We start from the raw sequence: 25,139 nt of genomic DNA on the forward strand, positions 1-25,139 counted from the left end.
GCCTAACCTAAGATCCCTGATCAGTATTCCCCCGAAGAACCTGGAAGGACACCGGTCCTCTATGCGCACCATGATGCGGCGCCTGGCCGCCACCGCCGCGCTCGTGCTGAGCGTCGGCACGGTCGCGGCGTGCGGCGGCGACGACGAGCCCGCCGGCGGCTCCTCCGGCGGCGGGCCCGCCGGGGCGTTCCCGGTCACCCTCACCCACAAGCTCGGGACCGCGAAGGTCGAGTCCGCGCCGAAGCGGATCGTCGCGCTCGGCGAGGTCGACCAGGACGCGCTCCTCGCGCTCGGCGTCACCCCCGCGGGCATGGCGGAGCTGACCGGCGTCCAGCCCGACGGCCTCGCGCCCTGGACCGCGCCCAAGCTGACCGGTGCCAAGCCGAAGCTGCTGAAGGCGGGCGAGGCCGGGTTCAACCTGGAGGAGATCGCGGCGCTGCGGCCCGACCTCATCCTCGCGGGCGGCGACTTCTACATCGACAAGGAGTACGAGAAGCTCTCCAAGCTCGCGCCGACCGTCGCCTACCAGACCGGCCCGGCCGAGGACACCTGGCAGCAGATCACCCTGCAGACCGCCAAGGCCGTCGGGCGCGAGGCCGACGGCAGGAAGCTCGTCGCCGACGTCGAGGCGAAGATCGCCTCGGTGAAGACCGAGCACCCCGAGCTGAACGGCAAGGGCTTCGCGTTCACCAGCGTCTTCCCCAACGGCAACATCGGCGTGATGAAGTCCAAGGACGACACCAGCGTGAAGCTGCTGGAGCAGTTCGGCATGACGCTGCCCGAGCGGATCGCGAAGCTGCCCGGCGAGGGCTTCGCCGCCGAGCTGAGCATGGAGAAGATCTCCGTCCTGGACGTGGACGTCCTGCTCAGCCACTACAACGACGACGCCGCGACGCAGCGGAAGATCGAGGGCGGCAAGCTGTTCGCCGACCTCGCCGTCGTCAGGCGCGGTTCCTACGTGCCGCTCGACCTGAAGGCGTTCTGGCCGCTGCGGACCCCGACCCCGCTCGCCGTCCCGTACGTCGTCGACAACGTCGTCCCGAAGATCGCCGAGGCCGCCGGCAAGGTGAAGTCCGCCTGATGCAGGAGGAGCGCATGCAGCCCCGTGTCCACGACGTGGTCGGGATCGGCTTCGGCCCGTCCAACCTCGCCCTCGCCGTCGCGCTCGCCGAGGAGGACGAGCGGCGGGACGCGGACCGCCCCGGCGTGGACGCGGTGTTCTTCGAGAAGCAGCCGGGGTTCGGCTGGCACCGGGGGATGCTGATCGACGGCGCCACCATGCAGGTCCACTTCCTCAAGGACCTGGTGTCGCTGCGCAACCCCGCGAGCCGGTACTCCTTCCTCGCCTACCTGCACGCCCGCGGCCGGCTGGTCGACTTCGTCAACCACAAGACGATGTTCCCGACCCGGGTGGAGTTCCACGACTACCTCGAATGGACGGCCGCCGCGTTCGCCGACCGCGTCCGCTACGGGACGGAGGTCGTCGCGCTCCGCCCGCACGACGACGAGGTCCTGGAGGTCGTGGTGCGCCGCGACGACCGGCTGGAGACGCACCTGGCCCGCAACGTGGTCATCGGCGCCGGGCTCGAACCCGTGCTGCCGGAGGGCGTCCGGGCGGGGGAGCGGATCTGGCACACCGAGGACCTGCTGACCCGGCTGGGCGAGCGCGACGGCTGGAACCCGCGCCGCGTCGTCGTGGTCGGCGCGGGGCAGAGCGCCGCCGAGGCCGTCGAGTACCTGCACCGCAGCTACCCGCAGACGGAGGTCTGCGCGGTCTTCGCCCGCTACGGGTACTCGCCCGCCGACGACAGCGCGTTCGCCAACCGCATCTTCGACCCCGCCGCCGTCGACCACTACTACGCCGCGCCCGACGACGTGAAGCGGATGCTGTTCGAGTACTCGCGCAACACCAACTACTCGGTGGTCGACCTCGACCTCATCGACGAGCTGTACCGGCGCGCCTACGCCGAGAAGGTCGCGGGCGCCGAGCGGCTGCGCATCCTCAACGCCTCCCGCGTGCTGGACGTCCGGGACGACGGCGGCGCGGTGCGCGTCAGGGTGGGCTTCCTGCCCACCGGCGAGGCCGCCGACCTCGACGCCGACGCGCTCGTCTACGCCACCGGCTACCGCGAGCGGGACCCGTTCGACCTGCTCGGCGAGGCGGGCGGCGACTGCCGCACCGGCCCGGACGGGCGGCCCGTCGTGGAGCGCGACTACCGCGTCGCCACCGCCCCCGGCCGCTCCTGGGGCGTCTACCTGCAGGGCGCGACCGAGCACACCCACGGGATCGCCTCGTCGCTGCTGTCCATGACCGCGGTCCGCACCGGGGAGATCGTCCGGTCCATCGCCCGGCGCTCGGCCGGCGTCACCCCGGCCGTCTGAAGGAGAGAGAGGAAGGCGCGATGACCAATCCGTTCGACGACCCCGACGGGACGTTCCGCGTCCTCGCCAACGCCGAGGGCCAGCACTCGCTGTGGCCGGCGTTCGCCGACGTGCCGGCCGGCTGGACGACGGTCTTCGGGCCCGAGTCGCGGTCGGAGTGCATCGGCTACGTCACGGCCAACTGGAAGGACATCCGGCCGCGGAGCCTGGCCGGCTGACCCGGGGCGGGCGGCGTCCCCCGCGCCGCCCGCCCCTGCGTCCCGCCGGTCCCGCGTCCCGTCAGCCGGCGGGCAGGGACGGCCGGGCCGCGAAGAACTCGCCGATCATCCGGCTCGCGTAGGACGGCCACTCGTGGCCGCCGCCCTGCTCGGTGCACAGCGCGACCACCTGCGGGCCGGGCCCGGTGCCGACGCAGCCGTCCGGCCCGCCCGGGACCGGCCACGACAGCGCGGGCAGCTTGTCCACCCAGCGCCAGAACTCCATGACGACCTGCACGGCGAAGAACGGGAAGTGGACGTCGGCGTCCATGTTCCCGCCGCCCGTGTACGGGACGGACGGGTCGAGCGTCCCGTGGAACGCCAGCACCGACACCGGCTTGGCCGGGGTGCAGCCGATGGCGAGGGCGCCCGACACGACGGCGATCCCGGCGAGCCGCTCCGCCCGCTGGCAGGCGTACCGGTAGGCCATGCCGCCGCCGTTGGAGAAGCCGGTCATGAACACCCGCCGCGGATCGGCGACGCCCTGCTTCACCAGCGTCCCGATCAGCGTGTCGAGGAAGGACATGTCGTCGATGCCCGCCCACCGGGCGAACGAGCAGCACGCCCCGGCGTTCCAGGTGCCGAGGAACCCCTCGGGGTAGGCGACGGCGTAGCCCTGCGCGTCGGCGACCGCGTCGAGGCCGCTCTGCCTGCGGACGTACTCGGGGTCGTTCAGGCCGCCGTGCAGCGCCACGATCAGGGGCAGCGGCTTCCCGGCCGGCCGGCCGGGCGGGAGGTGCAGCAGGTAGGGGCGGTCCCAGCCGCCCATGGCGATGGTGTGCTCCGATGTTCCTGGGGCGTCCTCGGAGGCCCCGGCGGGCAGGGGGTGGGCGACGAGCGCGGCGAGCACTGCCACGATCGTCGCCGCCCGCGCGGCGATCTTCATGGCCTCGATCCAACGCCCGGTGCGCGCGCGCCGCTACGCACCCGCGCGCAGAAAGGATCGGCGTTTTTTGGTGCGCGGGTGCGTAGTGGGCGGCCGTGCTACGAACCGGACCCCGAGCCCGTCTCCGCTGCCTCGGTGATCTCCGCGCCGGCCTCGCCCCGGGCGGCGTCCGCGTCGACCCCGGCCTGGCCGCGCTCGGCCGCCGCGAGGTCGCGGTGCCCCAGGGCGAGGACCCCGATGCCGAGCGCGACCACGCCCGCGCCGATGGCGAACGGGACGTGGATGTTGGTGTGCTCGACGAGCCGTCCCGCCGCGTAGGGCGCGAGGCCGCCGCCGATGAACCGGACGAACCCGTAGGCGGCCGAAGCCACGGGCCGCTCCACCGGCGCGATCATCATGACGGCCTGCGTGGTCACCGTGTTGTTCACGCCGATGAAGATCCCCGCGACGATCACCGCGACGATCAGCACCGACTGCGAGTCCACGAAGACCGCGATCACGGCGACGTTCACCGCGAACAGCGCCAGGTTGCCGTAGAGGGTGCGGGCGAGGCCGAACCTGCGCTGCAGCAGGGGTGCGCCGAACACCGCGAACACCGCGACGAGCAGCCCCCAGCCGGTGAAGACCAGGCCGAGCCTCATCGCGCTCAGCTCCATCGGGAACGGCGCGTACCCGAGGACGGTGAAGAAGCCCCAGTTGTAGCAGAGCGCGGTCAGGCTCATGATCAGCAGGCCGCGGTGCCGGAGCGCCTTGATCGGATCGGCGATCGAGGTCCTGCGCGCCGGTCTCGGCTGCGGTTCGACCAGGACGAGGGTGGCGATGAGCGCGGCGGCCATCAGCGCGGCGACGCCGTAGAACGGGCCGCGCCAGCTGATGTCGCCGAGGACCCCGCCGAGCAGCGGGCCGACGGCGATGCCGAGGCCGAGCGCGGACTCGTAGGCGATGATCGCGCCGCCGAGCCCGCCGCTCGCCGACGCCACGATGACGGCGAGGGAGGTGGCGATGAACAGCGCGTTGCCGAGCCCCCAGCCGGCCCGGAACCCGATGATCCCGGAGATGCTGCCGGACGTCCCGGCGAGGGCGCTGAACACCACGATCAGGGCCAGGCCCGCGATGAGGGTGCGCTTGGCGCCGATGCGGCTGGACACGAAGCCGGTCACCAGCATCGCGACCGCCGTCACCACCAGGTAGCTGGTGAACAGCAGGGTGACCTGGCTGGGGGAGGCGTTCAGGTCCTCGGAGATCGCGGGCAGGATCGGATCGACGAGCCCGATGCCCATGAAGGAGATGACGCAGGCGAACGCGACGGCCCAGACGGCCTTCGGCTGGCGGAACGGGCTCTGCGCGCCCGCCCCGCCCTGCATGGCTGGTTTCATTCGTGCTCTCTGGTGGTCGGTCGGGTTTGCGGGGGACACCGCCGTCCGGTCTATCACCGGCTTATATGTTAGTCAAACTAAGTATCTTGCGGCCGTCGGTCGGCCGGAACGCGGCCGGAACGCGGCGAGCCCCCGGCCGGGGGGAGGACCCGGCCGGGGGCTCGTGTTCCGCGGTGGTCCCGCGGGCGGCGCTCACTCCTTGGCGAGCGCCGCCAGCTCCTTCTCGATCGCGCGCTGGTGCTCCTCGGCGTCCTCGCGGGCGCGCTTGGGGCTCCAGCGCCCGGTCATGATGAAGATGAACGGCAGGAAGACCAGCTGGCCGCCCAGGCAGACGTACCACCACGTCCGCCACTGGCCCGGGCCCTCCTCGGACGCCTTCCGCACGTCGGCGCCGTGCTCCTTGAGCACCGCCAGCTGCGGCTGCGCCTTCTGCACGGTGGCGAGGCCGGGCAGGCCGACCTCCTTGGCCGCGCGCGCCTGCAGCTCCGGCGGCGCCTGGCCGGAGGGGTACCTGCCCAGCTCGGCGAACAGCTGCGGGTGCCGGTTCACGATCGCCAGCGCCGGCGCCGCCTCCTTGGACGCGGCCTGCACCTCGTGCCCGTGCTCCACCAGCGGCGTCACCGACGTCACCACGAGCGGGACGAACGCCGCCGACCCCGCCACGACGAGCCGCAGGATCCAGCCCCACACGGCGAGCCCGGTCGCGGTCGCCGCCGGGTTGTGCTTCTCGACGGTCTCGGTGAAGCCCGCCATCCACGGCGCGTACGCCAGGCCGCCGAACACGCCGATCGCGATGAACAGCCACGCGAAGGTGTAGTAGCCGGTGTCGGGGTGGACGGCCAGCTGCGCGAACCAGGCCGTGGCGGCGACCGAGCCGATGCCGCCCACCAGCATCAGCGGCTTGCGGACGCCGAGCCTGTCCGACAGCAGCCCCGCCACCACCAGCGCGACGGCGTTGGCCGCCCAATACCAGTTCGCGAGCCCGTTGGTGCGCTGCTCGCTGTAGCCGAACGTGGCGGAGAAGTAGATGACGAAGTTGCCGACCGCCGCGTAGTACAGCAGCAGGTAGACGCTGATCGCGAAGGCGGACCCGACGACGTCCAGCCGCATCATCGCCCGCCAGTGGCCCGACGCCTGCTGCGCGGGGTCGATGCCCTTGGCGCGCGCCTCGACCAGCGCCCGGTCGCGCATGCTGACCATGATCTGGTCGCGCAGCGCCGGGGACAGCTCGCGCAGCCCGAGCAGCGCCACGACGAACACCGCCAGCGCGGCGTACCCGGAGTAGCGCAGCTCGTCCTGCCAGCTGGAGGTGTCGAGCGTCGCGCTGGTCACCGTCGTGACGACGAGGCTGCCGAGCACCGGGCCCATCGTCCAGAAGCCCATCGCGGTGGCCCGGCCGAGCTGCGGGGAGAAGTCGCGGATCAGTGCCGGGGTCGCGACGAGCACGATGCCCTCGATGAAGCTGAGCAGCGCGAACAGCACCAGGAACGTGTGCTTGCCCGGTGCGGAGGGCAGCGCCAGCACCAGCAGGCCGGCGACCAGCAGCCCGTAGACGACGAGGTTCGCTCGGCCCCACCGGTCGGCGAGCCCGGCGAGCAGCGAGGCGAACGCGCCGACCGCGTTGCCGATCACCGACAGCAGGATGAAGTAGGCGAACGACATCGAGTAGTGCGTCATGATCGACGTCGCGACGGCGTACTGGATGTAGAGCAGGTAGTACAGCACGATCGTGGTGACGACCACGATCGCGAGATAGCCGTAGCGGCGCCCCGTCTCGGGGTAGTGCGGCAGGTCGCGGCGCCACAGCCGGGCCGCGGGGCCCGGTGCGGCGGCGCCCTCGGCGGCGCCGGCGTCGGTGGACGAGGAAACGGGCATTCAGGAACTCCTCCGGGCGCTGTTCTCCCCCGAGAAACCGGTTCCGACCGGCGGTGGAGCGCGGCTCCGCCGTCCGTCGTGCGGTCACGGTAATCCCGCCGCGCTCGAATGGCAATAAGTTCCGCCATTGAAAACCGACCAGTCGGTATGGTCTTATCTACGTGCGGATACCTGCCCGGGGGCGGCGTGTGCCGGACTCTTGCCATGCCCGCTCGCCGCGTGCGGCCCTCCGGCATCCTGCGCCATACCGACCGGACGGTACAAGGCTTTCGGACGGCGAGGAGAGACCATGCGGGTATTCGAGGAGGCGGACCTTCCCGGGCTGGCGCTGGACCGGTTCCGGGCGTACTTCGACGGGGTCCGGCCGGGCGCCGCGGCCGGGCCGCTGCGCGCGCGGGTCGTCGAGGGCGGGCGCTCCAACCTCACCTACGAGGTGACCGACGGGCGCTCCTCGTGGATCGTCCGGCGGCCGCCGCTCGGGCACGTGCTCGCGACCGCCCACGACATGGCGCGCGAGTACCGGGTGATGACCGCGCTCGCCGGCACCGCCGTGCCCGTCCCGCGGACCTACGCGCTGTGCGAGGACCCGGACGTGATCGGCGCGCCGTTCTACGTCATGGAGATGGTCGAGGGGGTCCCCTACCGGAGCGCCGCCGAGCTGGCGCCGCTCGGGCCGGACCGGGTGGCGGGCATCGCCGACCGGATGATCGACACGCTCGTCGCGCTGCACGCGGTCGACCCGGAGGCCGTCGGCCTCGCGGGCTTCGGACGCCCGGAGGGGTTCCTCGCCCGCCAGGTGCGGCGCTGGAAGAAGCAGCTCGACGCGTCCCGCAGCAGGGACCTGCCCGCGGCCGACGAGCTGCACGGGCTGCTGGCGGCGAACCCGCCGCCCGGGTCGGCGCCCGCGATCGTGCACGGCGACTACCGGCTCGACAACCTCCTCGTCGACTCCGGCGACCGGATCGCGGCCGTCCTCGACTGGGAGATGGCCACGCTCGGCGACCCGCTGACCGACCTCGCGCTGCTGCTGGTCTACATGGGGCGGGGTGCCCCGGCGCCCGGCGGCCGGGACGCCGCCGGCGCGCCCGGCTTCCCCGCGCCGGAGGAGGTGGTGGCCCGCTACGCCGCGCGGAGCGGCCGCGACGTGTCCTCGATCGGCTTCTATGTGGCGCTCGCCTGCTTCAAGCTCGCCGTGATCTCCGAGGGCATCCACTACCGGTACCTGCGCGGCCAGACCGTGGGCGAGGGGTTCGGCGCGGTCGGCGCGGCCGTCGAGCCGCTGCTGCGCGCGGGCCTCGCCGCGCTGCGGGACGGCGCGCCCGGGCGTTGACGGCGGCGCACCGCTGAAATTATGGTGAACCGACCGGTCGGTATGTGCGATGTCCATTTCCTGCCGGCCGTTCGCCGCCGCGCGTCTTTCGGAGAATTGCCATGATCCCCAGCACGATGCAGGACTTTCCGCTGTCGGTCGCCGCGATCCTGCGGCACGGAGCGCGCGTCTACGGCCGCAGCGAGTGCGTGACCTGGACCGGCGGCGGCCCGCCGCGCCGCGCGACGTTCGCGGAGATCGCCCGCGACGCGGAGCGGCTCGCGGCCGCGCTGGCCCGGCTGGGCGTCCGGCGCGGCGACCGCGTGGCGACGTTCTGCTGGAACAACCAGGAGCACCTGGAGGCGTACTTCGCGGTGCCGGCCATGGGCGCGGTGCTGCACACGCTGAACATCCGGCTGTTCCCCGAACAGCTCTCGCACATCATCAACCACGCCGACGACCAGGTCGTCATCGTGGACGACAGTCTCGTGCCGCTGTTGGCGCGGGTCGTCGGCGAACTCCCGGCCGTCGAGGCGTTCGTGGTGGTCGGCGACGGCGACGCGTCGGCGCTGGAGGGCAACGGCAACGGCGCGCCCGTCCTGCGCTACCGCGACCTCCTCGACGCCGAGGAGCCCGGCTTCGCGTGGCCGGAGCTGGACGAGCGCTCCGCCGCGTCCATGTGCTACACCAGCGGCACCACGGGCGACCCCAAGGGCGTGGTGTACTCGCACCGCTCCACGTTCCTGCACGCGATGGCCGTGCAGTCGGCGTCGATGGTCGGCATCACCGAGGCCGACCGCGTCCTGACCATCGTCCCGATGTTCCACGTCAACGCCTGGGGCCTGCCCTACGGCGCCTTCCTGTCCGGCGCCACCCTCCACATGCCGGGCCCGTTCATGCAGCCCGAGCACCTGGTGACGTTCATCGAGGCCGAGCGCAGCACGCTGGCGTCCGCCGTGCCCACGATCTGGAACGGCATCCTCGCCCACGGGGAGCAGCACGAGATCGACCTGTCGTCCCTGCGCTCGGGGACGTCCGGCGGCGCCGCCGCGCCCCGCGTCCTGCTGGAGCGGTTCGAGCAGCGCTACGGCCTGCGCATCATCCAGGGCTGGGGCATGACCGAGACCAGCCCGCTCGGCGGCATGGCGTTCCCGCCGCCCGGCGTGGAGCCCGGCACCGACGAGGACATGCGGTGGCGGCTGAAGTCCGGCCGCGTCGCCGCCGGCGTCGAGATGCGCATCGTCGGCGACTCCGGCGCCGAGCTGCCGTGGGACGGCGAGGCCGTCGGCGAGATCGAGGTCCGCGGGCCCTGGATCACCGGCGCCTACCACCGCGACCCGGCCCCGCAGAAGTTCGACGGCGGCTGGCTGCGCACCGGCGACATCGGCACCATCGACGACCGCGGCTTCTTCCAGATCACCGACCGGGCCAAGGACGTCATCAAGTCCGGCGGCGAGTGGATCTCCTCGGTCGAGCTGGAGAACCACCTGATGGCCCATCCCGCCGTCGCCGAGGCCGCCGTCATCGGCGTCCCCGACCCGCGCTGGGACGAGCGCCCGCTCGCCTGCGTCGTGCTGCGCCCGGACGCGGCCGCGACGGCCGGCGAGCTCGCCGCGTTCCTCGCCGGCAAGGTCGCCCGCTGGCAGGTCCCCGAGTACTGGACCTTCATCGACGAGATCCCCAAGACCACCGTCGGCAAGTTCGACAAGAAGCCCCTGCGGGCCCACCACAAGGACGCGACGCTGAAGGTCGAGCGGATCGGGAAGCCCTGAATCCGGCGGCGCCCGCGCCATTACCGAATGGGCTTCGGTGTTCGATTCAGTGAGCGCCGCTAATCTTTCAGGCCGTTCAGGAACAGGTCCACGTAGTGGCCGCTGATGGCCTCGGTCTCCAGGGTGCCGCCGGGGCGGTACCAGACGCCGATCTGGTGGACGGTCCCGAAGAAGAAGTGGACGGCGATGTCGGCGGGCGTGGCGCTGCGGAAGGCGCCCGCCCGCTGGCCCTCCTCGACGAGGTCGCGGAAGCGCTCGTGGTAGCGGCGGCGCTCGGCGCGCACGGCCTCGCGGCGGTCGCGGGGGAGCAGGTGCGTCGAGCGGAAGAAGACCGTGAAGTCGTCCAGGTAGCGGAACGAGGTGTTCAGCACGTCGACGGCGGCGGCGCGCAGCCGCTCCTCGGCGGTGCCGGGGCCGTCCGCGATCTGCTCCAGGCGCGACATCTGCAGGCCGAGGAGGCGGTGGTAGATCTCGTAGAGCAGGTCGTCCTTCGAGCCGAAGTAGTGGTACATCGCGCCCTTGGTGACGCCCGCGGCGTTGACGATCTCCTGGACCGAGGTGTTCTCGAAGCCCTTGTCGGCGAACATGCGCGTCGCCACGGCGAGCAGCCGGTCGGGCAGCGGCAGGTTGCCGGGGACCCGGTTCACGGGCGCCTGCGTCATCACTCCACCTCCGTTCCGGGTTCCCCCGGGGTCGCGCGCCGTCCCGGCGGCGGCCGCCCGCAGATCGCCGACAGCCTACCGGCGGCGCGGGCGCGGGGCCGTATCGGGACCTGCGCACCGGCTGTTGACCGGGAGTGCCCGATGATTCTATCTTCATGGAATCCGACCAGTCGGTATGTGCATTTCAGCCTCGGGGGATTCACGCTGTTTCATCGGCGAGGTGAGGCGATATGTCCGGCTCCTCCGCGAACTTGGAACTACGAGAGGTGACCGTCCGCTTCGCCGGGCTGGTCGCCCTGGACGAAGTGTCCCTCTCCGCGCCGCAGGGCCGGGTCACCGGCGTGATCGGCCCCAACGGCGCCGGCAAGACGACCCTCTTCAACGTGGTGTGCGGCTTCGTCCGGCCGGTGTCGGGCGAGGTCCGCTGGCGCGGCCGGGTCCTCGGCCGGCACCGGCCGCACGACCTGACGCGGCTCGGCGTCGCCCGGACCCTGCAGGGCCTCGGGCTCTTCCCCGGGCTCACCGTCCTGGAGAACGTGATGGTCGGCGCCGACCGGCACGCCAGGGCCGGGTTCTGGTCCGGGCTCCTCGCGCTGCCGCGCGGCGACCGCGACGAGGCCGCGCTGCGCGAGCGGGCGCTGGCCCGCCTCGCCGAACTGGGCGTGGAAGGGGAGGCCCACCGGCTGTCCGGGCAGCTGCCCTACGGCGTGCAGAAGCGGGTCGCGCTGGCGCGGGCGCTGGTGGCCGAGCCCGACCTGCTGCTGCTGGACGAGCCCGCCGCCGGGCTCTCGGCGACGGAGATGGACGAGCTGGCCGAGCTGATCCGCGGGCTGCGCGGCGGCCCGGCGGTCGTCCTCGTCGAGCACCACATGGACCTCGTGATGAACGTCTGCGACCAGGTCGTGGTGCTGGACTTCGGCAAGGTCATCGCGAGCGGGGCGCCCGCGGAGGTCCGCGACGACCCCGCCGTCCTCGACGCCTACCTCGGCGAGGAGGTCGCGGGTGCTTGAGGTGAAGGGGCTCACCGTCCACTACGGGGCCGTCCGCGCGCTCGGCGGCGTGGACCTGTCGGTGGACGAGGGCTCGGTGACCGCGGTGCTCGGCGCCAACGGCGCCGGGAAGACCACCCTGCTGCGCACCGTCTCCGGGCTGCTGCGGCCGAGGGCGGGCCGCGTCGAGCTGGACGGCAGGGACCTCACCCGGCTGCCGGTCGAGGACATCGTCCGGCTCGGGGTCGCGCACGTCCCGCAGAGCGGCGGCGTCATCACCGAGCTGACCGTCGAGGACAACCTGCGGCTCGGCGGGCTGTGGCGGCGCGACCGCGCCGCGCTGGCCCGCCGCGTCGCCGAGATGTACGCGCTGTTCCCGCCGCTCGCCGAGCGCCGGGCGCGGACCGCCGCCACCCTGTCCGGGGGCGAGCGGCAGATGCTCGCGCTGGCCCGCGCGCTCACCGGCGCGCCCCGGCTGCTGCTGGTCGACGAGCCGTCCCTCGGCCTGGCGCCGCGCGTGGTCGCCCAGCTGATGGCCGTGCTGCGCCGGCTGTGCGACGAGGACGGGCGCACCGTCCTGCTCGTCGAGCAGAACGCCCGCAGCGCGCTGTCGGTCGCCGACCGCGCGATCGTCCTGGACCTCGGCGCGGTCGTCGCGGCCGAGCCCGCCGCGACCCTCGCCGCCGACGACCGCCTCCGCCACGCCTACCTGGGGTTCTGATGGTGCGCTTCATCAATCTCACGCTCGCCGGCATCACCTCCGGCATGGTGTTCGCGGCCGTCGCGCTCGCACTGGTGCTGATCTGGCGGGCCACCCGCGTCGTGAACTTCGCGCAGGGCGGGATGCTGATGTTCACGACGTTCCTCGCCTGGAGCGTCATCGACCGCGGCGGCTCCTACTGGCTGGCGCTCGGCGTCGCGCTCGCGTCCGGGCTGGTGCTCGGCGCGGTCATCGAGCGGGTCGTGGTCCGCCCGGTGGAGAACAAACCGCCGCTGAACGCCGTCATCGTCACGCTCGGCCTGTACGTGCTGCTGCAGGCGGGCGCCGGGATGATCTGGGGCGACACACCCCACTCCTACCCGCCCGCGTTCACGATCAAGGGGCTGTCGGTCGCCGGGACGCGGCTGCTGCTGTCCCCGTTCGACCTGTTCGTCATCGGCGCCGTCGCCGCGGTGATGGTGCTGCTGACGCTGCTGTTCGTCCGCACCGACCTCGGCCTGCGGCTGCGCGCGTCGGCGTTCGGGCCGGAGATCGCCCGGCTGCAGGGGGTCCGCGTCGGCCGGATGCTCACCCTCGGGTGGGCGCTCGCCGCGCTCGTCGGGTCGCTCGCCGGGGTGCTGATCGCCCCGTCGGTGTTCGTCGGCCCCGCCCAGTTCGACGCGATGCTCGTCTTCGGGTTCACCGCGGCGGTCATCGGCGGGCTGGACAGCCCGGCCGGCGCCGTCACCGGCGGGCTGCTGCTCGGCTGCGCGCTCAGCTACGTCTCCGGCTACGTCAGCTCCGACCTCGTCACGTTCGGGGCGCTCGCGGCGCTCATCACCGTGCTGATGGTCAGACCCAACGGCCTGTTCTCGGCGAGCACGGCGAGAAGGGTGTGACGCGGTGGACACCGTCCTGAACCTGCTGCGCCGCTCGACGCTCACCCGGCACACCGCCGGCGCCCTCGCCGCGCTCGCCGCCCTGTACTTCCTGACGACGGCCGTCGGCCCCTACCGGGACCTGCAGATCGCGCAGGTCGGCTACCTCACCTGCGCCGTCGCCGGCCTCACCGTGCTGACCGGGCTCGGCGGCCAGATCTCGCTCGGGCACGGCGCGTTCATGGCCGTCGGCGCCTACACCGCCGCCCTCGTCATCGGGCACTGGGGCTGGCCGCTCGCCGCCGTCCTCGCGGCGGCGGCCGGCGTCACCGCCGTCGCGGGCGTGCTGGTCGGCGCGGTCGCCGCCCGGCTGCACGGCCCCTACCTGGCGGGCGCCACCCTCGCGTTCGCCGTCGGGCTGCCCGGCCTCGCCAACTACGCACCGCTCACCGACCTGCTCGGCGGGCAGAACGGGCTGACGCTCCTCCCGCCGGTCCCGCCCGAGTCGCTCGGCGCGACGTTCCCGCTGGAGCGCTGGCAGGCGTGGATCTCCTGCCTCGGCGCCGTCATCACGCTGTTCCTGCTCGCCAACCTCACCCGCGGCCGGTTCGGCCGGACGCTGCGGGCCAGCCGCGACGACGAGATCGCCGCCGCGCTCAGCGGGGTCCGCGTCGCCCGGCTGCGGATCGCCGCGACGGTCGTCTCGGCCGCCTGCGCCGGCCTCGGCGGCGGGCTGCTCGCGGTGGTCGCGACGCTGGCCGCGCCGGGCGCGTTCCCGCTCACGCTGTCCCTCCAGCTGATCGCCGCGATCATCATCGGCGGCCTCGGCAGCCTGGCCGGGGCCGTGTGGGGCGCGCTGATCCTGGTGTACGTGCCGACGTGGGCGTCCGACCTGTCGTCCTCGTCCGGCCTGTCGCACAACATCGCCTCCAACCTGCCCCTCGCCGTCTACGGCCTCGTCCTCATCGTGGTGACGCTGGCCTTCCCGCGCGGACTCCAGGGAGGGCTCCGCGGCATCGGCGGCGCCGTCCGGCGCCGCGCGCACGTCCGGCGCGACCGAGCTCCCGGGCCGCGCGGTTCCGCATCGACCGACACATCGGGGCCCACCACCACGCACCCAGGAGGAGCAGATGAAGCGACTGCGGACCAGGGCGCTCGCCGTGATGACCGCGGCGAGCCTGGCGATCGCGGCGAGCGGCTGCGGCGGTGACGGCGGGGACGGCGGCTCGGCGGCGCCCGGCGTCACCGCCACCACCGTCACCATCGGCAGCCACCAGCCGCTGACCGGCCCGGCCGCGCCCGGGTACAGCGCCAACTCCGCGGCGTCCAAGGCGTTCTTCGACTACGTCAACGCCAACGGCGGCGTCAACGGCCGCAAGATCGTCTACAAGTACGTGGACGACGCCTACAACCCGACGCAGACCGTCAGCGTGACGCAGAAGCTCGTCCTCCAGGACAAGGTCTTCGCGATCTTCAACGGGCTGGGCACCCCCACCCACTCCAAGGTCGTCGACTACCTCAACGCCCAGCGCGTGCCCGACCTGTTCGTCGCGTCCGGCTGCGGCTGCTGGGACGAGCCGCGGAAGCACCCGCAGACGTTCGGCTGGCAGGTCGACTACATCCGCGAGGGCAAGATCCTCGGCGACCACATCAAGAAGACGTTCGCCGGCAAGAAGGTCGCCTACTTCTTCCAGAACGACGACTTCGGCCAGGACGGCGTGAAGGGCCTCGACAAGTACATCCCCAAGGCCGACGTGGTGTCCCGGCAGTCCTACCAGCCGGGCAGCACCGACATCGGCGCGCAGGCCCAGGCGATCGCGCAGTCCAAGGCCGACGTGGTCGTGCTGTTCAGCATCCCGACCTACACCGCGCTGTTCCGGCTCGCCGCGCTGAAGCTGAACTACAAGCCGACGTTCGTCGTCAGCAACGTCGGGTCCGACCCGATCACCCTCACCGGGCTGCTGGAGAGCTTCGCCAAGAAGGGCGGCGCCGAGGTCAAGGGCAGCCCGCTCATCCAGGGCATGATCACCGACGGGTACCTGGCGGCGCCCGGCGACGCCTCCAACAGCTGGACGCAGCTGTTCAAGAAGATCCACGCCCAGTACATCCCGAAGCTGCCCTTCAACGGCAACATCGTCTACGGGATGTCGGTCGCCTACACGTTCGTGCAGGCGCTGCAGGCGGCCGGGAAGGACCCGACCCGCAAGGGCCTCGTCGAGGCGCTGGAGAAGTCGCACTTCACCGGGCCCGGCGTCGTCCCGTTCGCCTACAGCAAGGAGTCGCACGCCGGGTACACCGGCGCGGTGATCGGAAAGATCCAGGGCGAGAACGTCGTGCCCGAGGGGCAGCCGCTCACCACCGACGACGGCGACGGGCCGATCCAGCCCTACACGGCGCCGCAGCCGCAGGCGCCCGCCAACGGGATCCCCGCCGCCGGCTGACGGGCGGTGCCGCCGCCGTCCCGCGCGACCGCCCCACCGGCGCGGGACGGCGGCCCCGGGGGCACCGGCCCGGGCCCGGACGAGCTCAGGCCCGGACGATCTCCGGCCCGGCGGCGGCGAGGTCGGCGGCGAGGTCGGTGTCCAGCCCGGTGTCGGTGATCAGCACGTCGATGTCGGCCAGCCCGCCGAACCGCACCAGGTGGTCGTGCCCGATCTTGGTGCGGTCGGCGAGCAGCACCCGCCGCCGGGACGAGGCGATCATCGCCCGCTTCACCGCCGCCTCCGCCTGGTCGGAGGTGGTCAGCCCGCGCTCGACCGAGCAGCCGTTGGTCGCCATGAACGCCACGTCCACCCACAGGTCGGCGAGCGGCCGCAGCACCCAGTCGTCGACCGTGGCGAGCGTCCGGCCGCGGACCCGGCCGCCCAGGATGATCACGGTCAGGTTGGCGCGGGTGGCCAGCACCGCGGCGTGCGGCGGCGAGTTCACGATCACGGTCAGCTCGCGGTCGGCCGGCAGCAGCTGGACGAACCGGGCCGTGCTCGTGCCCGCGTCCACGATGATCGACCCCTCGGCGGGCAGCTCCGCCAGCGCGGCCTTGGCGATGCGCTGCTTCTCCTCGGTCATCACCGCGTCCCGCGCCGCCAGCTCCGGCTCGAACCCGAGCCGCTCCACCGGCATCGCGCCGCCGTGCACCCGGCGGATCGTGCCGGCCCGCTCCAGGACGGTCAGGTCCCGGCGGATCGTCTCGGTCGTGACCGAGAACTCCTCCGACAGCGCGACCACGTCCACCCGGCCCTTCGAGCGCGCCAGCGCAAGGATCGCCTGCTGCCGTTCCTCGGCGTACATGACCGTCCCATCCGTCCCGCGTCAGTCCCGTGCCGCGTCAGTCCCGTCCCGCCCCATTGTGGCGGGTGCCGGGCTCCTCGGCGTCCAGGTCGCGGGCGAGCAGGCCGGCCAGCTCGTCCAGGGCCGCGGCGGCGCCGTCGCCCTCGGCCGACAGCGTCACCTCCGTCCCCTGCGCGACGCCCAGCGACAGCACGCCGAGGATGCTGCTCGCCGGGACGGGCGCGCGGTCGCCGACCCGGATGGACACCGGGACGGCCTGCCGGGCGGCGGTGCGCACGAAGATCTGCGCGGGCCGGGCGTGCAGGCCCTGCGCCGAGGCGATGACGACGCTGCGTTCGGGCATGGCGTGCTCCTTCAGGGCTCGATCGTGACCTTGATGGCCGCGCCCCGGGTGACCAGGTCCAGGGCGTCGTGCAGCGCGTCCAGCGGGAGCCGGTGGGTGAGGAGGTCCTCGACCTGCACCCGTCCGGACCCGATCAGCTCCAGTGCGCGCGCGTTGTGCGCGGGGCTCGACCCGTTCGCGCCGACCAGCGACAGCTCCCGGTAGTGGACACGGTTGGCGTCGACGGAGATCACCGGGTCGTCCTTCGGCAGCCCGCCGAACAGGCTGACCCGGCCGCCCGGCGCCATCAGCCGCTGCGCCCGCTCCTGCGCGGCGCCGGACGCGGCGGCGGTGATCGCGACGTCGGCGCCGCGCCCGCCGGTGCGCGCGAGCACCTCCGCGACCGGGTCGGCGACGCCCGCGTCGATCGCGGCGTCCGGCTTGACCAGCGCGGCGGCCTGGTGCAGCCGCTCGGCGTTGACCTCGACGAGGAACACCCGGGCGGCGCCGCGGGCCCGCGCGACCCGCACGTGCAGGCAGCCGACCGGGCCCGAACCGAACACCACGACGTCGTCGCCCTCGCCGACCCGCGCCAGCTCCTGGCCGTTGAGGACGCAGGCGAGCGGCTCGGCCACCGACGCCTCGGCGAACGAGACGCCGTCCGGGATCCGGTTCACCCCGTCCACCGCGAGCACCTTCGCCGGGACGATCATGTACTCGGCGAAGCCGCCGTCGTAGTGGTACCCCATCGACTCCTGCGCGGTGCAGACCGTCCGGCGGCCGCGCCGGCACTCCGCGCAGGCGCCGTCGGGGATCGCGGCGATGACCTGGACGCGGTCGCCCGCCGCCCAGCCCGCGACGCCGGCGCCGGCCTCGGCCACCTCGCCGGCGATCTCGTGGCCCATCACCCGCGGCGGCACGATGTGGTGGTGCCCGAAGCGGGAGATCTTGACATCGGTCCCGCAGGTCGAGCAGTTCCGGACGCGGATCTTCAGTTCGCCGGGACCGGGCGCCGGCTCGGGCGCGTCCTCCAGCCGGATGTCGCCGGGGGCGTAGAAACGGGCGACCTTCATACGGTGTGTCCTTGTCCTGTCGGTCGGTGGTGGTCGGGCTGCGGGGCGAGCAGCGCGAGGACGTGCTCGGGCTCGGCGGCCTCGCGCAGCGCGCGGGCCCGGCCGGGGTCCATGAGGATCTCGGCCAGCTCGGCGAGGATCTCCATGTGCCCGCCGCCCCGCGCGGCGATCGCGATGCACACGGTCACCGGGTGGCCGTTCCAGTCGGTCCCCTCGGGGAACCGGACGACGGCGAGGGCGTCGCGCAGGATCAGGCCGCGGCTCTCGTTGGTGCCGTGCGGGATGGCCACGCCCTCGCCGAGGTAGGTGGAGACCGAGCGCTCCCGCTCCAGCATCGCCTCGACGTAGCCGGGCTCGACGGCCCCGGCGTCCACCAGGACCCGCCCGCAGATCCGGACGGCCTCGTCGCGGCCGGCGGCGCGGGCGTCCAGCCGGATCGCCTCCGGCGCCAGCAGGGCCGCGGCCCGGTCAGGCACCGACCTCACCGCCGTCCTTGATCGCCTTGACCAGCCGGTCCACGGCGGGGTCGCCGATGTAGACCTCGAAGGTGACGACCGGGGCGTCCCCGGCGCCGCGCCGGGCGCGGTCGGCGAGCCCGGCGTGGGTGACGACCACGTCGGCGTCGCCGGGGATCGCGTCGACGGGCGTGTGCTCGACGGTCACGTCGCTCTTCTTCAGCGCCTTGCGGAGCTGCCCGGCCAGCATGACGCTGCTGCCCATTCCGGCGTCGCAGGCGATGACGAGCTTGCGGATGTCCTTGCCGTTCATGGTGGGTGTGCCTTCCATCGGACGGGGTGGGGGGTCAGGACGCGGCCGCCTCCTTGGCGGTCCCGCCGGCGTCCTTGGCGGTCGCGCCGGCCTCCTCCTCCTCGGCGGTGCGGCCCGCGGCCTTGTTCTCGGCGGTCTTCTTCTCGGCCTCCTTGAGCTCGTCCTCGGCCCCGTCCTCCTTGGGCTCGGCGAGCTTCCCGAAGCCGAGCAGGGCGGCGCCGACGCCGAAGGACACGGCCGCGGAGGCGAGCATGCCGGTGTAGACGCCGATCCAGTTGCCGGCGCCGCGCGGGGTCTGCGCGAGATAGGCGAAGATGCTGCCGGGGGAGGGCGTCGCGACGAGCCCGGTGCCGGTCGCCACGAAGATCGCCACGCCGGTCATGCCGCCCGCCATCGCGGCGAGGATCATCCGCGGCTTCATCAGGATGTAGGGGAAGTAGATCTCGTGGATGCCGCCGAAGAAGTGGATGATGGCGGCCGCCGGGACGCTCGGCCGCAGCCGCCGCGGCCCGAAGAACCAGTAGGCGAGCAGGACGCCGAGGCCGGGCCCGGGGTTGGACTCCAGCATGAACAGCACCGACTTGCCGGTCTCGGCGGCCTGCTGCACGCCGAGCGGGCCGAGCACGCCGTGGTTGACGGCGTTGTTGAGGAACAGCACCTTCGCGGGCTCGATCAGCAGGGAGGTGAGCGGCAGCACGTCGTGGTCGACGAGCCAGCTCACCCCGTCCCCGGCCCACTCGCTGAAGGTGTTCATGACCGGGCCGATCACCCGGTTGCCGGCGACCGCCATGGCGCCGCCGATGATCCCGGCGGAGAAGTTGTCGACGAGCATCTCGAACCCGGTGCGGACCCGGTCCTGGACGAGCCCGTCGAACAGCTTCAGCAGGTACGCCGCGAGCGGTCCCATCATCATCGCGCCGAGGAACATCGGCACGTCCGCGCCGACGATGATGCCGACGGTCGCGACGGCGCCGACCACCGCGCCGCGCTGGCCGTGCACCATCCGCCCGCCGGTGTAGCCGATCAGCAGCGGCAGCAGGAACTTGATCATCGGGTCGACGAGCTCGCCCAGCTCCTTGTTGGGCAGCCAGCCGGTGGGGATGAACAGCGCGGTGATCAGGCCCCAGGCGATGAACGCGCCGATGTTCGGCATGACCATCCCGGCCATCTTGCCGCCGACGCGCTGGACGTGCGCCCGGAACCCGGTGCCGGTGGGCTCCGGGGTGTACGTGGTGGCCATCTCGGGCCTCCTGTCGATCGGGGGTGGGTACTGCGGGCCGTCAGGTGAGCAGGGGCCGGGCGAGGTCCGGCCGGGAGTGGATGCGGACGGTGTCGCGGTGGATCTCCGCCGGGCCCGGCATCCGGCCGGTGGGCGTCCGCACGGCCGCCGCGCCCCAGGCGAGCGCCTCGGCGAGCGCGGCCGGCCCGCGCGCCCCGGCCGCGAGGAACCCGGCGAGCAGGGCGTCGCCGGCGCCGACCGTGCCGCGCGGGCGCGCGACGGGCGCCTCGCCGGTGCGGACGCCGTCGTCGTCGACGAGCACGGCGCCCTCCGCGCCGAGGCTGACCAGGACGGTGCGGGCCCCCCGCGCCCGCAGCTCCCCGGCCGCCTCGACGACGTCGGCGACGGTGTCGACCGCCCCGCCGACCGCCTCGGCGAGCTCCTCCCGGTTCGGCTTGATCAGGTCGGGGCCGGCCGCGACGGCCGCGCGCAGCGCCGCCCCGCTGGAGTCGACCGCGACGCGGACGCCGTCCGGGGCGAACCGGCGGCACAGCGCGGCGTAGGTGTCGTCCGGGACGCCGGGCGGGAGGCTGCCGCAGCCCACCACCCAGCTCGCCGCGCCCGCCTCGGCCGCGACCACCGCGGCGAGCTCGGCCAGCTCGCCGTGCGACAGCGGGCCGCCCGGCTCGTTGAGCTTGGTGTCGAGGCCGCCGGGCTCGGCGATCGTCACGTTGGACCGGGTGCGGCCCGCGACGCGGACGGCGCGGACCCGCATGCCCTCGGCGGCCAGCAGCCGGTGCAGCTGGTCGCCGTCGGCGCCGCCCACCGCGACCACGGCGGTGGAGGGGACACCGTTGGCGAGCAGCGCCCGGGACACGTTGACCCCCTTGCCGCCCGGGTCCAGCCGCGCGGACCGGGCCCGGATGACCGCGCCGCGGGTCAGCACGTCCACCTCGATCGTCCGGTCGAGGCTCGGGTTGAGCGTCACCGTCACGATCATGCGCGCGCCGTTCCCCGGACCATGTGGCTTCCCTTCCGTTTGATTTTGTTTCTCTTGTATTTATGCCCGTTTGGCGCCGTCGTCAAGGGGTCGAGTGCGCGCATGGTCGTTTAGTCCGATCGTGGGGAAGATGATCGGAGGGGGTGGAGCGATGCGCGAGGCGGGAGTGGCGCCGTGAACCGGGGAGCGCCGCCCGGCCCCGCCGGGGCGGCGGCGGGCGAGGACGGGGGACGGGCCGCGTCGGCCGCGCGGGAGATCGCCACCGCGCTGGCCGTCCTGGTCGTCTACCTGGTCTTCACCCACGCCTTCAGCGGGGACCGCGCGGTCAGCGATGCGCACGGGCGAGCCCTGCTGGAGTTCGAGCGGTGGGCGGGCCTGGACGCCGAGCGCCCGCTGAACGAGTTCCTGACCCGGCACGGATGGCTCGGCGCGGTCGCCGCGTGGGAGTACGCGACGACCTACGTGGTCGGTACCTTCGGTTTCCTGGCCTGGCTGTGGTGGCGCCGCAGCCCCGCCTACCCCTGGGCGCGCAACACGCTGATCCTGGTGACGCTGATCGCGATCTGCTGCTTCGCCCTGTGGCCGGCGACGCCCCCGCGACTGCTGCCGGGCGAGGGGTACACCGACATCATCGCGCTGCACCATCCCCCCGCCACCTGGGGCACCGGGGTCGTGTCCGCGGGCGCCAACCCTTACGCGGCCATGCCGAGCCTGCACATCGGCTGGGTCGCGTGGATCGGGGCGGCCGCCCTCCGCGCCCGGTGCGGCCCGCTCTTCGCCTGGCTCTGCGCCCTGCACCTGGCCGTGACCGCCCTGGTGATCGTCGCGACCTCCGCGCACTACGTCGTCGACATCCCGGGCGGGCTGCTGCTCGTCCCCGCCGCCGCGGCGGCCGAGGCGGCGCGGGCCCGGCTCGTGCGGGGCCGGCCGGTGCGGGGCCGCCGCGGCGCGACCGGGCCGGGACGGGTCCGCCGGGAGCAGCGGGTCGCCGCCGCCGACGCGTTCTTCCTGCACGTCGAGAGCCGGGACGTCCCGCAGGTGGTGGGCGGGGTCGCCGAGTTCGCCGGCCCCGGGCCGTCCGCCGAGCGGGTGCGCGCGCTGCTCGCCGACCGGCTGCCCCGGCTGCCGCGCCTCACCCAGCGGGTCCGCCCCGGCGGCGCGCTGCGGCGGCCGCGCTGGGTCGAGGCCGGCGCCGTCGACCTGCGCCGGCACGTCCGGGAGGTGCGGCTGCCGCCCGGCGGGGGCCGCGGCGCGCTGGACGGACTCGTCGCCCGCCTCGTCGCCGAGCCGCTGGACCACGGGCGCCCGCTGTGGCGGTTCTGCCTCGTCCGCCGCGGCCCGGACGGCCCCGACGCCGTCGTGATCCTCTTCCACCACGCCATCGCGGACGGGATCGGCGTCGTCGACATCCTGCGCGGCGTCCTGGAGCCCGCCCTCCCGGACGCCGCCCCGGCGCGCGGCCCCGGCGGGCTCGCGCGCGCCGCCGCCGTCCTGCCCGGCCTGGTCCTGCTCGGCCTCGACGGGACGGCCCGGACCGTGTCCGTCACCGGGGCGCTCGGCCCGGAGCGCGTCTTCGGCACCGCCACGCTCCCGCTCGGCCGGGTGCGCGCGGTCGCCCGCGCCGCCGGCGTCCGGATCACCGATGTGCTCCTCGCCCTGGTCGGCGAGGTCGTCGCGGACGTGCTGGCGGGGCGCGGCGAACCGGCGGGCGGCCGGCCGCTGCGCGCCGCCGTGCCGATGACGCTGCGCGCCCCCGAGCCCCCCGGCCGCGGCCGCACCGCCGTGCCCGGCAACCTCACCGCCGCGCTCCGGCTCGACGTGCCCGTGGGGCGGATGCCCGTCCTGGACCGGCTGGCGGCGGTGCACGCGGCGGCCGAGCCGCGCCGCAGGTCCGGCCGCACCGCGGCGAGCACCGCCGCGATGCGGCTGATGGGCGCGCTGCCCCCGCCGCTGCACGCGCGCGCGGCGCGCGGCACCTACCGGGCGGGGTTCTTCGGTGGGATCGTCTCCAATATGCCGGGACCGCCGCTGCCGATGTCGCTCGCGGGCGCGCCGCTCGGCGACGTCCACCCGATCCTGCCGCTCGCCGACGGCGTCCCGTTCGCGGTGGGCGCGCTCAGCTGGAACGGGTCGCTGCACGTCTCGGTCACCGCCGAGCCGCGGGTGCTCCCCGAGGGGGCCGCGTTCCCGGACGGCCTGCTGCGGGCCTTCGAGCGGCTGGCCGCCGCCGGGGCGGGCGGCGGCGCCGGCAGCGGCGCGGGCAGCGAGGCGCAGAGCGGGACGGCGTGATGGCGTGGTCGGTCGGCTTCAGCCTCGTCGCCGCGTTCCTGTTCGCCGCGGCCGCCGCGCTGCAGTACCGGGCCGCGCGCCGCGCCGTGCACGGCCGCTCGGACGCGAGCGCCGCGCACGGCCTGATCCGCCGGCTCGTCCGGGACCCGGTGTGGCTGACCGGGTGGGGGGTGAACCTGGCGGGCTTCTGCGCGCAGGCGGTCGCCCTGCACTTCGGGTCCACCGCCATCGTCCAGCCGCTGCTGGTCAGCCAGCTCGTCTTCACCATCGTGCTCGGCACGGTCGGCACCGGGCGCCGCCCCGCGCGGCTGGACCTGCTCGGCGGCCTCGCCGTGTCGGCCGGCCTCGCGGTGCTGTTCACGGTGCCGGGCGCGATCCCGCCGGAGGGCGAGCCGTCCCGGCCGCGGATCCTGCTCGCCGGGCTGATCGCGGCGCCGGCGGTCGTCGTGCTGTCCCGCGCGGCGTGGCTGCGCGCGGGCCCGGTGCGGGCCGCGCTCCTCGGCGTCTGCGCGGGGCTGTGCTTCGCCGCCACCGCCGTGCTGATCAAGCTCACCACCGCCGACCTCGTCGACCGCGGCGTCGCCGCCACGGCGGTGGACTGGCCCGGCTACGCGCTCGCCGGCAGCACGCTGCTCGGGCTCGTGCTGGAGCAGCGGGCGTTCGCCGCCGGGTCGCTGCCCGCCGCGATGACCGCGATGACGATGACCAACCCGATCGCCTCCTACCTGGTCGCCGCGCTGGCGTTCGAGACGCTGCCGCCGCGCACCGCCGCCGCGTTCACCGCCGTCTCGTTCAGCGTCCTGCTGCTCACCGGCGGGGTGGCGCTGCTGTCGCGGTCCGCGCACGCCGCCCGCGGCCGCGACGACCCCCCGACCCTCCCGGCGTAGCGCCGGCCGGTCAGGCGGTGGCGGCGCGGCCGCTGCGCACCAGCCAGCTCAGCATCAGCATGAGGTCGAGGCGCCCGTCGGTCTCGGCGAACCGCCCGCCGGTCAGCTCGGTGATGCGGCGCAGCCGGTACCGGACGGTCTGCTCGTGGATGTGCAGCCGCTCCGCCGCGATCACCGCGTTGTCGCCGCACTCCAGGTAGGTCAGCAGCGTCTCGGCGAGCGGCTGCCGGCGGGCCGGGGCCAGCTCCAGCAGCGGCCCGAGGACGGCACCGGCGGTCGCGCCGACCAGCTCGTCCGCGGCGAAGGCGGCCAGCGCCGCGATGTGCTCGGCGCACCGGACCGGGGCGTCCCCGGGCAGCATGCCGCGCTCGGCCAGCGTCAGCGCGTGCCGGGCCCAGCGCAGCGAGACCGCGCCCTGCCCGAGCGGCACGGTCGGGCCGATCGCGGCCGGGCCGAGCCGCCGCAGCACCGGCCACAGCCGCTCCTGGCCGGGGCCCTCCGGGTCGGGCACCACGAGGAACGGGACCGGCGCGTCCCACCCGGCCAGCACGCCGGGCGGCAGGATCCGGGCGCCGGCGGGCGCGCCGGCCGGCAGCGCGATCAGCGCGATGCTCTTCGGCGGGTCCCAGCGGGCCGCCGCCGCCAGCTCGGCGATCGCCTCCGGCGCGGGCGGCGGCTCGCTCACCAGCAGGTCCCGCAGCCGGTCGCGGCGGCGCTCCCGCTCGGTGGCCAGCTGGCCCTGCTGGCGCGCGTAGCCCTGCGCGGCGGCGTCGGCGACCCGTGCGAGCAGCATGAACAGCGAGTCGGTCAGCCGGCCCAGCGTCTCGCGGGACCAGCCGAGCCGGTAGGCGTCCTTGATGAAGCGGCGGCAGGCGACCTGGCTGCTGACCCGCATCGCGTTCTGCAGCGCGGCGAGGCTGCGGCCCTGCCGGGCCTCCTCCTCGCCGAGCCGCATGTACAGCTCGGTCAGGGTGCGCGCGTCGGCGTCCGGGTGGTCGACGGAGTCGATGAAGAACGCGACGGTGTCGCCGACCGTCCGCTCCACGCGCTTGGCGTACTCGCCGCCGTCGTCGCCCGCGTACTCGGGGACCTGGTCGCGGATCTCCCGCTCCATCTCGTCCACGGCGGCCTGGAGGTGCTGCCGCAGCATCTCCGGCAGCTCGGCGGGCATCGGCCCTTCTGTCATCCGCGGGTTCCGTTCGGCGGG

General features: G+C 74.0%; 24 protein-coding genes. 12 read left to right on the top strand and 12 right to left on the bottom strand.

All coding sequences use genetic code 11. The features are described from left to right. Nucleotides 1-61 precede the first annotated feature (61 nt). From HUT06_RS19650 to HUT06_RS19660, 3 genes are read left to right on the top strand one after another with little or no spacing between them, the layout of a single operon-like run. Nucleotides 62-1,081, top strand: coding sequence for an iron-siderophore ABC transporter substrate-binding protein (locus HUT06_RS19650; RefSeq protein ID WP_217711348.1), 1,020 nt, complete (start codon nucleotides 62-64; stop codon nucleotides 1,079-1,081). A gap of 14 nt (nucleotides 1,082-1,095) precedes the next feature. Next, complete coding sequence (locus HUT06_RS19655; RefSeq protein ID WP_254715277.1) at nucleotides 1,096-2,382, top strand: lysine N(6)-hydroxylase/L-ornithine N(5)-oxygenase family protein; 1,287 nt, start codon at nucleotides 1,096-1,098, stop codon at nucleotides 2,380-2,382. Between the two features lie 20 nt (nucleotides 2,383-2,402). Next, nucleotides 2,403-2,600, top strand: a complete 198-nt coding sequence (locus tag HUT06_RS19660) for an MbtH family protein (protein WP_089328070.1) — start codon at nucleotides 2,403-2,405, stop codon at nucleotides 2,598-2,600. 61 nt (nucleotides 2,601-2,661) lie between these two features. On the opposite strand, the gene HUT06_RS19665 is transcribed toward HUT06_RS19660, so the two are convergent. The 3 genes from HUT06_RS19665 to HUT06_RS19675 all read right to left on the bottom strand — a co-directional run bounded on the left by HUT06_RS19665 (nucleotide 2,662) and on the right by HUT06_RS19675 (nucleotide 6,776). Beyond that, nucleotides 2,662-3,525, bottom strand: a complete 864-nt coding sequence (locus tag HUT06_RS19665; protein ID WP_176197077.1) for a PHB depolymerase family esterase — start codon at nucleotides 3,523-3,525, stop codon at nucleotides 2,662-2,664. A gap of 98 nt (nucleotides 3,526-3,623) precedes the next feature. Beyond that, nucleotides 3,624-4,901, bottom strand: coding sequence for an MFS transporter (locus tag HUT06_RS19670; RefSeq protein ID WP_254715278.1), 1,278 nt, complete (start codon nucleotides 4,899-4,901; stop codon nucleotides 3,624-3,626). A gap of 192 nt (nucleotides 4,902-5,093) precedes the next feature. Then, nucleotides 5,094-6,776 carry an MFS transporter gene (locus HUT06_RS19675; protein ID WP_176197078.1) on the bottom strand — a complete coding sequence of 561 codons (1,683 nt, stop codon included), beginning with the start codon at nucleotides 6,774-6,776 and terminating at the stop codon, nucleotides 5,094-5,096. A 289-nt stretch (nucleotides 6,777-7,065) separates the two neighbouring features. Here HUT06_RS19675 and HUT06_RS19680 point away from each other — a divergent pair, with 289 nt between their 5' ends. Beyond that, nucleotides 7,066-8,106 carry a phosphotransferase family protein gene (locus tag HUT06_RS19680; RefSeq protein ID WP_176197079.1) on the top strand — a complete coding sequence of 347 codons (1,041 nt, stop codon included), beginning with the start codon at nucleotides 7,066-7,068 and terminating at the stop codon, nucleotides 8,104-8,106. 101 nt (nucleotides 8,107-8,207) lie between these two features. After that, nucleotides 8,208-9,857 (top strand): long-chain fatty acid--CoA ligase, encoded by a 1,650-nt coding sequence (locus tag HUT06_RS19685; protein ID WP_217711349.1) that lies wholly within the window; start codon nucleotides 8,208-8,210, stop codon nucleotides 9,855-9,857. Between the two features lie 59 nt (nucleotides 9,858-9,916). Here HUT06_RS19685 and HUT06_RS19690 read toward each other — a convergent pair whose 3' ends face one another. Beyond that, nucleotides 9,917-10,519 (bottom strand): TetR/AcrR family transcriptional regulator, encoded by a 603-nt coding sequence (locus HUT06_RS19690; RefSeq protein ID WP_176197080.1) that lies wholly within the window; start codon nucleotides 10,517-10,519, stop codon nucleotides 9,917-9,919. 230 nt (nucleotides 10,520-10,749) lie between these two features. Between HUT06_RS19690 and HUT06_RS19695 the strand changes: the two genes are divergently transcribed. From HUT06_RS19695 to HUT06_RS19715, 5 genes are read left to right on the top strand one after another with little or no spacing between them, the layout of a single operon-like run. Further along, the gene (locus tag HUT06_RS19695) at nucleotides 10,750-11,529 is read left to right on the top strand and encodes an ABC transporter ATP-binding protein (RefSeq protein ID WP_176197081.1); all 780 of its coding nucleotides are present in this window, start codon (nucleotides 10,750-10,752) and stop codon (nucleotides 11,527-11,529) included. Then, nucleotides 11,522-12,229: an ABC transporter ATP-binding protein gene (locus HUT06_RS19700; RefSeq protein WP_176197082.1), complete on the top strand. Its 708-nt coding sequence runs from the start codon at nucleotides 11,522-11,524 to the stop codon at nucleotides 12,227-12,229. Before HUT06_RS19695 ends, HUT06_RS19700 begins: the two co-directional genes overlap by 8 nt. Next, on the top strand, nucleotides 12,229-13,107 hold the full coding sequence (locus HUT06_RS19705) for a branched-chain amino acid ABC transporter permease (protein ID WP_176197083.1): 879 nt from the start codon (nucleotides 12,229-12,231) through the stop codon (nucleotides 13,105-13,107). Before HUT06_RS19700 ends, HUT06_RS19705 begins: the two co-directional genes overlap by 1 nt. A gap of 4 nt (nucleotides 13,108-13,111) precedes the next feature. Then, the gene (locus HUT06_RS19710) at nucleotides 13,112-14,296 is read left to right on the top strand and encodes a branched-chain amino acid ABC transporter permease (RefSeq protein ID WP_176197084.1); all 1,185 of its coding nucleotides are present in this window, start codon (nucleotides 13,112-13,114) and stop codon (nucleotides 14,294-14,296) included. Beyond that, a complete protein-coding gene (locus HUT06_RS19715) occupies nucleotides 14,217-15,527 on the top strand; it encodes an ABC transporter substrate-binding protein (RefSeq protein WP_176197085.1) in 1,311 nt (436 codons plus the stop codon). Before HUT06_RS19710 ends, HUT06_RS19715 begins: the two co-directional genes overlap by 80 nt. A gap of 85 nt (nucleotides 15,528-15,612) precedes the next feature. Here HUT06_RS19715 and HUT06_RS19720 read toward each other — a convergent pair whose 3' ends face one another. The 7 genes from HUT06_RS19720 to pfkB are packed head-to-tail and all read right to left on the bottom strand — an operon-like array spanning nucleotide 15,613 to nucleotide 20,756. Then, entirely contained in the window at nucleotides 15,613-16,374 is a 762-nt protein-coding gene (locus HUT06_RS19720) for a DeoR/GlpR family DNA-binding transcription regulator (protein ID WP_176197086.1), read from the bottom strand. Nucleotides 16,375-16,411: 37 nt separating this feature from the next. Further along, a complete protein-coding gene (locus tag HUT06_RS19725; protein ID WP_176197087.1) occupies nucleotides 16,412-16,717 on the bottom strand; it encodes an HPr family phosphocarrier protein in 306 nt (101 codons plus the stop codon). An 11-nt stretch (nucleotides 16,718-16,728) separates the two neighbouring features. Next, nucleotides 16,729-17,769, bottom strand: a complete 1,041-nt coding sequence (locus HUT06_RS19730) for an alcohol dehydrogenase catalytic domain-containing protein (protein WP_176197088.1) — start codon at nucleotides 17,767-17,769, stop codon at nucleotides 16,729-16,731. Further along, nucleotides 17,766-18,254, bottom strand: coding sequence for a PTS sugar transporter subunit IIA (locus tag HUT06_RS19735; protein ID WP_254715279.1), 489 nt, complete (start codon nucleotides 18,252-18,254; stop codon nucleotides 17,766-17,768). The genes HUT06_RS19730 and HUT06_RS19735 overlap by 4 nt, the downstream gene beginning before the upstream one ends. Continuing rightward, nucleotides 18,238-18,537 carry a PTS lactose transporter subunit IIB gene (locus HUT06_RS19740; protein WP_254715280.1) on the bottom strand — a complete coding sequence of 100 codons (300 nt, stop codon included), beginning with the start codon at nucleotides 18,535-18,537 and terminating at the stop codon, nucleotides 18,238-18,240. The genes HUT06_RS19735 and HUT06_RS19740 overlap by 17 nt, the downstream gene beginning before the upstream one ends. Before the next feature lie 34 nt (nucleotides 18,538-18,571). Further along, entirely contained in the window at nucleotides 18,572-19,777 is a 1,206-nt protein-coding gene (gene mtlA, locus HUT06_RS19745) for a PTS mannitol transporter subunit IICB (protein ID WP_176197089.1), read from the bottom strand. A 40-nt stretch (nucleotides 19,778-19,817) separates the two neighbouring features. After that, nucleotides 19,818-20,756 (bottom strand): 1-phosphofructokinase, encoded by a 939-nt coding sequence (gene pfkB, locus HUT06_RS19750; RefSeq protein ID WP_176197090.1) that lies wholly within the window; start codon nucleotides 20,754-20,756, stop codon nucleotides 19,818-19,820. Between the two features lie 174 nt (nucleotides 20,757-20,930). Here pfkB and HUT06_RS19755 point away from each other — a divergent pair, with 174 nt between their 5' ends. Both HUT06_RS19755 and HUT06_RS19760 read left to right on the top strand, forming a co-directional pair. Next, nucleotides 20,931-23,045: a phosphatase PAP2 family protein gene (locus HUT06_RS19755; protein ID WP_176197091.1), complete on the top strand. Its 2,115-nt coding sequence runs from the start codon at nucleotides 20,931-20,933 to the stop codon at nucleotides 23,043-23,045. Continuing rightward, entirely contained in the window at nucleotides 23,045-23,932 is an 888-nt protein-coding gene (locus HUT06_RS19760) for a DMT family transporter (protein ID WP_176197092.1), read from the top strand. Before HUT06_RS19755 ends, HUT06_RS19760 begins: the two co-directional genes overlap by 1 nt. A 10-nt stretch (nucleotides 23,933-23,942) precedes the next feature. Here the strand turns inward: HUT06_RS19760 and HUT06_RS19765 are convergent, their stop codons facing one another. After that, complete coding sequence (locus HUT06_RS19765; RefSeq protein WP_176197093.1) at nucleotides 23,943-25,118, bottom strand: CdaR family transcriptional regulator; 1,176 nt, start codon at nucleotides 25,116-25,118, stop codon at nucleotides 23,943-23,945. Nucleotides 25,119-25,139 lie beyond the last annotated feature (21 nt).

The organism is Actinomadura sp. NAK00032 (genome assembly GCF_013364275.1).
Classification (GTDB): Bacteria; Actinomycetota; Actinomycetes; order Streptosporangiales; family Streptosporangiaceae; genus Spirillospora.

Bases quoted from the DNA above. Each gene is read 5' to 3' on its own strand.
- HUT06_RS19650 (WP_217711348.1), top strand. From the start codon at position 62: ATGCGCACCATGATGCGGCGCCTGGCCGCCACCGCCGCGCTCGTGCTG.
- HUT06_RS19655 (WP_254715277.1), top strand. From the start codon at position 1,096: ATGCAGCCCCGTGTCCACGACGTGGTCGGGATCGGCTTCGGCCCGTCC.
- HUT06_RS19660 (WP_089328070.1), top strand. From the start codon at position 2,403: ATGACCAATCCGTTCGACGACCCCGACGGGACGTTCCGCGTCCTCGCC.
- HUT06_RS19665 (WP_176197077.1), bottom strand. From the start codon at position 3,525: ATGAAGATCGCCGCGCGGGCGGCGACGATCGTGGCAGTGCTCGCCGCG.
- HUT06_RS19670 (WP_254715278.1), bottom strand. From the start codon at position 4,901: ATGAAACCAGCCATGCAGGGCGGGGCGGGCGCGCAGAGCCCGTTCCGC.
- HUT06_RS19675 (WP_176197078.1), bottom strand. From the start codon at position 6,776: ATGCCCGTTTCCTCGTCCACCGACGCCGGCGCCGCCGAGGGCGCCGCC.
- HUT06_RS19680 (WP_176197079.1), top strand. From the start codon at position 7,066: ATGCGGGTATTCGAGGAGGCGGACCTTCCCGGGCTGGCGCTGGACCGG.
- HUT06_RS19685 (WP_217711349.1), top strand. From the start codon at position 8,208: ATGATCCCCAGCACGATGCAGGACTTTCCGCTGTCGGTCGCCGCGATC.
- HUT06_RS19690 (WP_176197080.1), bottom strand. From the start codon at position 10,519: ATGACGCAGGCGCCCGTGAACCGGGTCCCCGGCAACCTGCCGCTGCCC.
- HUT06_RS19695 (WP_176197081.1), top strand. From the start codon at position 10,750: ATGTCCGGCTCCTCCGCGAACTTGGAACTACGAGAGGTGACCGTCCGC.
- HUT06_RS19705 (WP_176197083.1), top strand. From the start codon at position 12,229: ATGGTGCGCTTCATCAATCTCACGCTCGCCGGCATCACCTCCGGCATG.
- HUT06_RS19715 (WP_176197085.1), top strand. From the start codon at position 14,217: ATGAAGCGACTGCGGACCAGGGCGCTCGCCGTGATGACCGCGGCGAGC.
- HUT06_RS19720 (WP_176197086.1), bottom strand. From the start codon at position 16,374: ATGTACGCCGAGGAACGGCAGCAGGCGATCCTTGCGCTGGCGCGCTCG.
- HUT06_RS19725 (WP_176197087.1), bottom strand. From the start codon at position 16,717: ATGCCCGAACGCAGCGTCGTCATCGCCTCGGCGCAGGGCCTGCACGCC.
- HUT06_RS19730 (WP_176197088.1), bottom strand. From the start codon at position 17,769: ATGAAGGTCGCCCGTTTCTACGCCCCCGGCGACATCCGGCTGGAGGAC.
- HUT06_RS19740 (WP_254715280.1), bottom strand. From the start codon at position 18,537: ATGAACGGCAAGGACATCCGCAAGCTCGTCATCGCCTGCGACGCCGGA.
- mtlA (WP_176197089.1), bottom strand. From the start codon at position 19,777: ATGGCCACCACGTACACCCCGGAGCCCACCGGCACCGGGTTCCGGGCG.
- pfkB (WP_176197090.1), bottom strand. From the start codon at position 20,756: ATGATCGTGACGGTGACGCTCAACCCGAGCCTCGACCGGACGATCGAG.
- HUT06_RS19760 (WP_176197092.1), top strand. From the start codon at position 23,045: ATGGCGTGGTCGGTCGGCTTCAGCCTCGTCGCCGCGTTCCTGTTCGCC.
- HUT06_RS19765 (WP_176197093.1), bottom strand. From the start codon at position 25,118: ATGACAGAAGGGCCGATGCCCGCCGAGCTGCCGGAGATGCTGCGGCAG.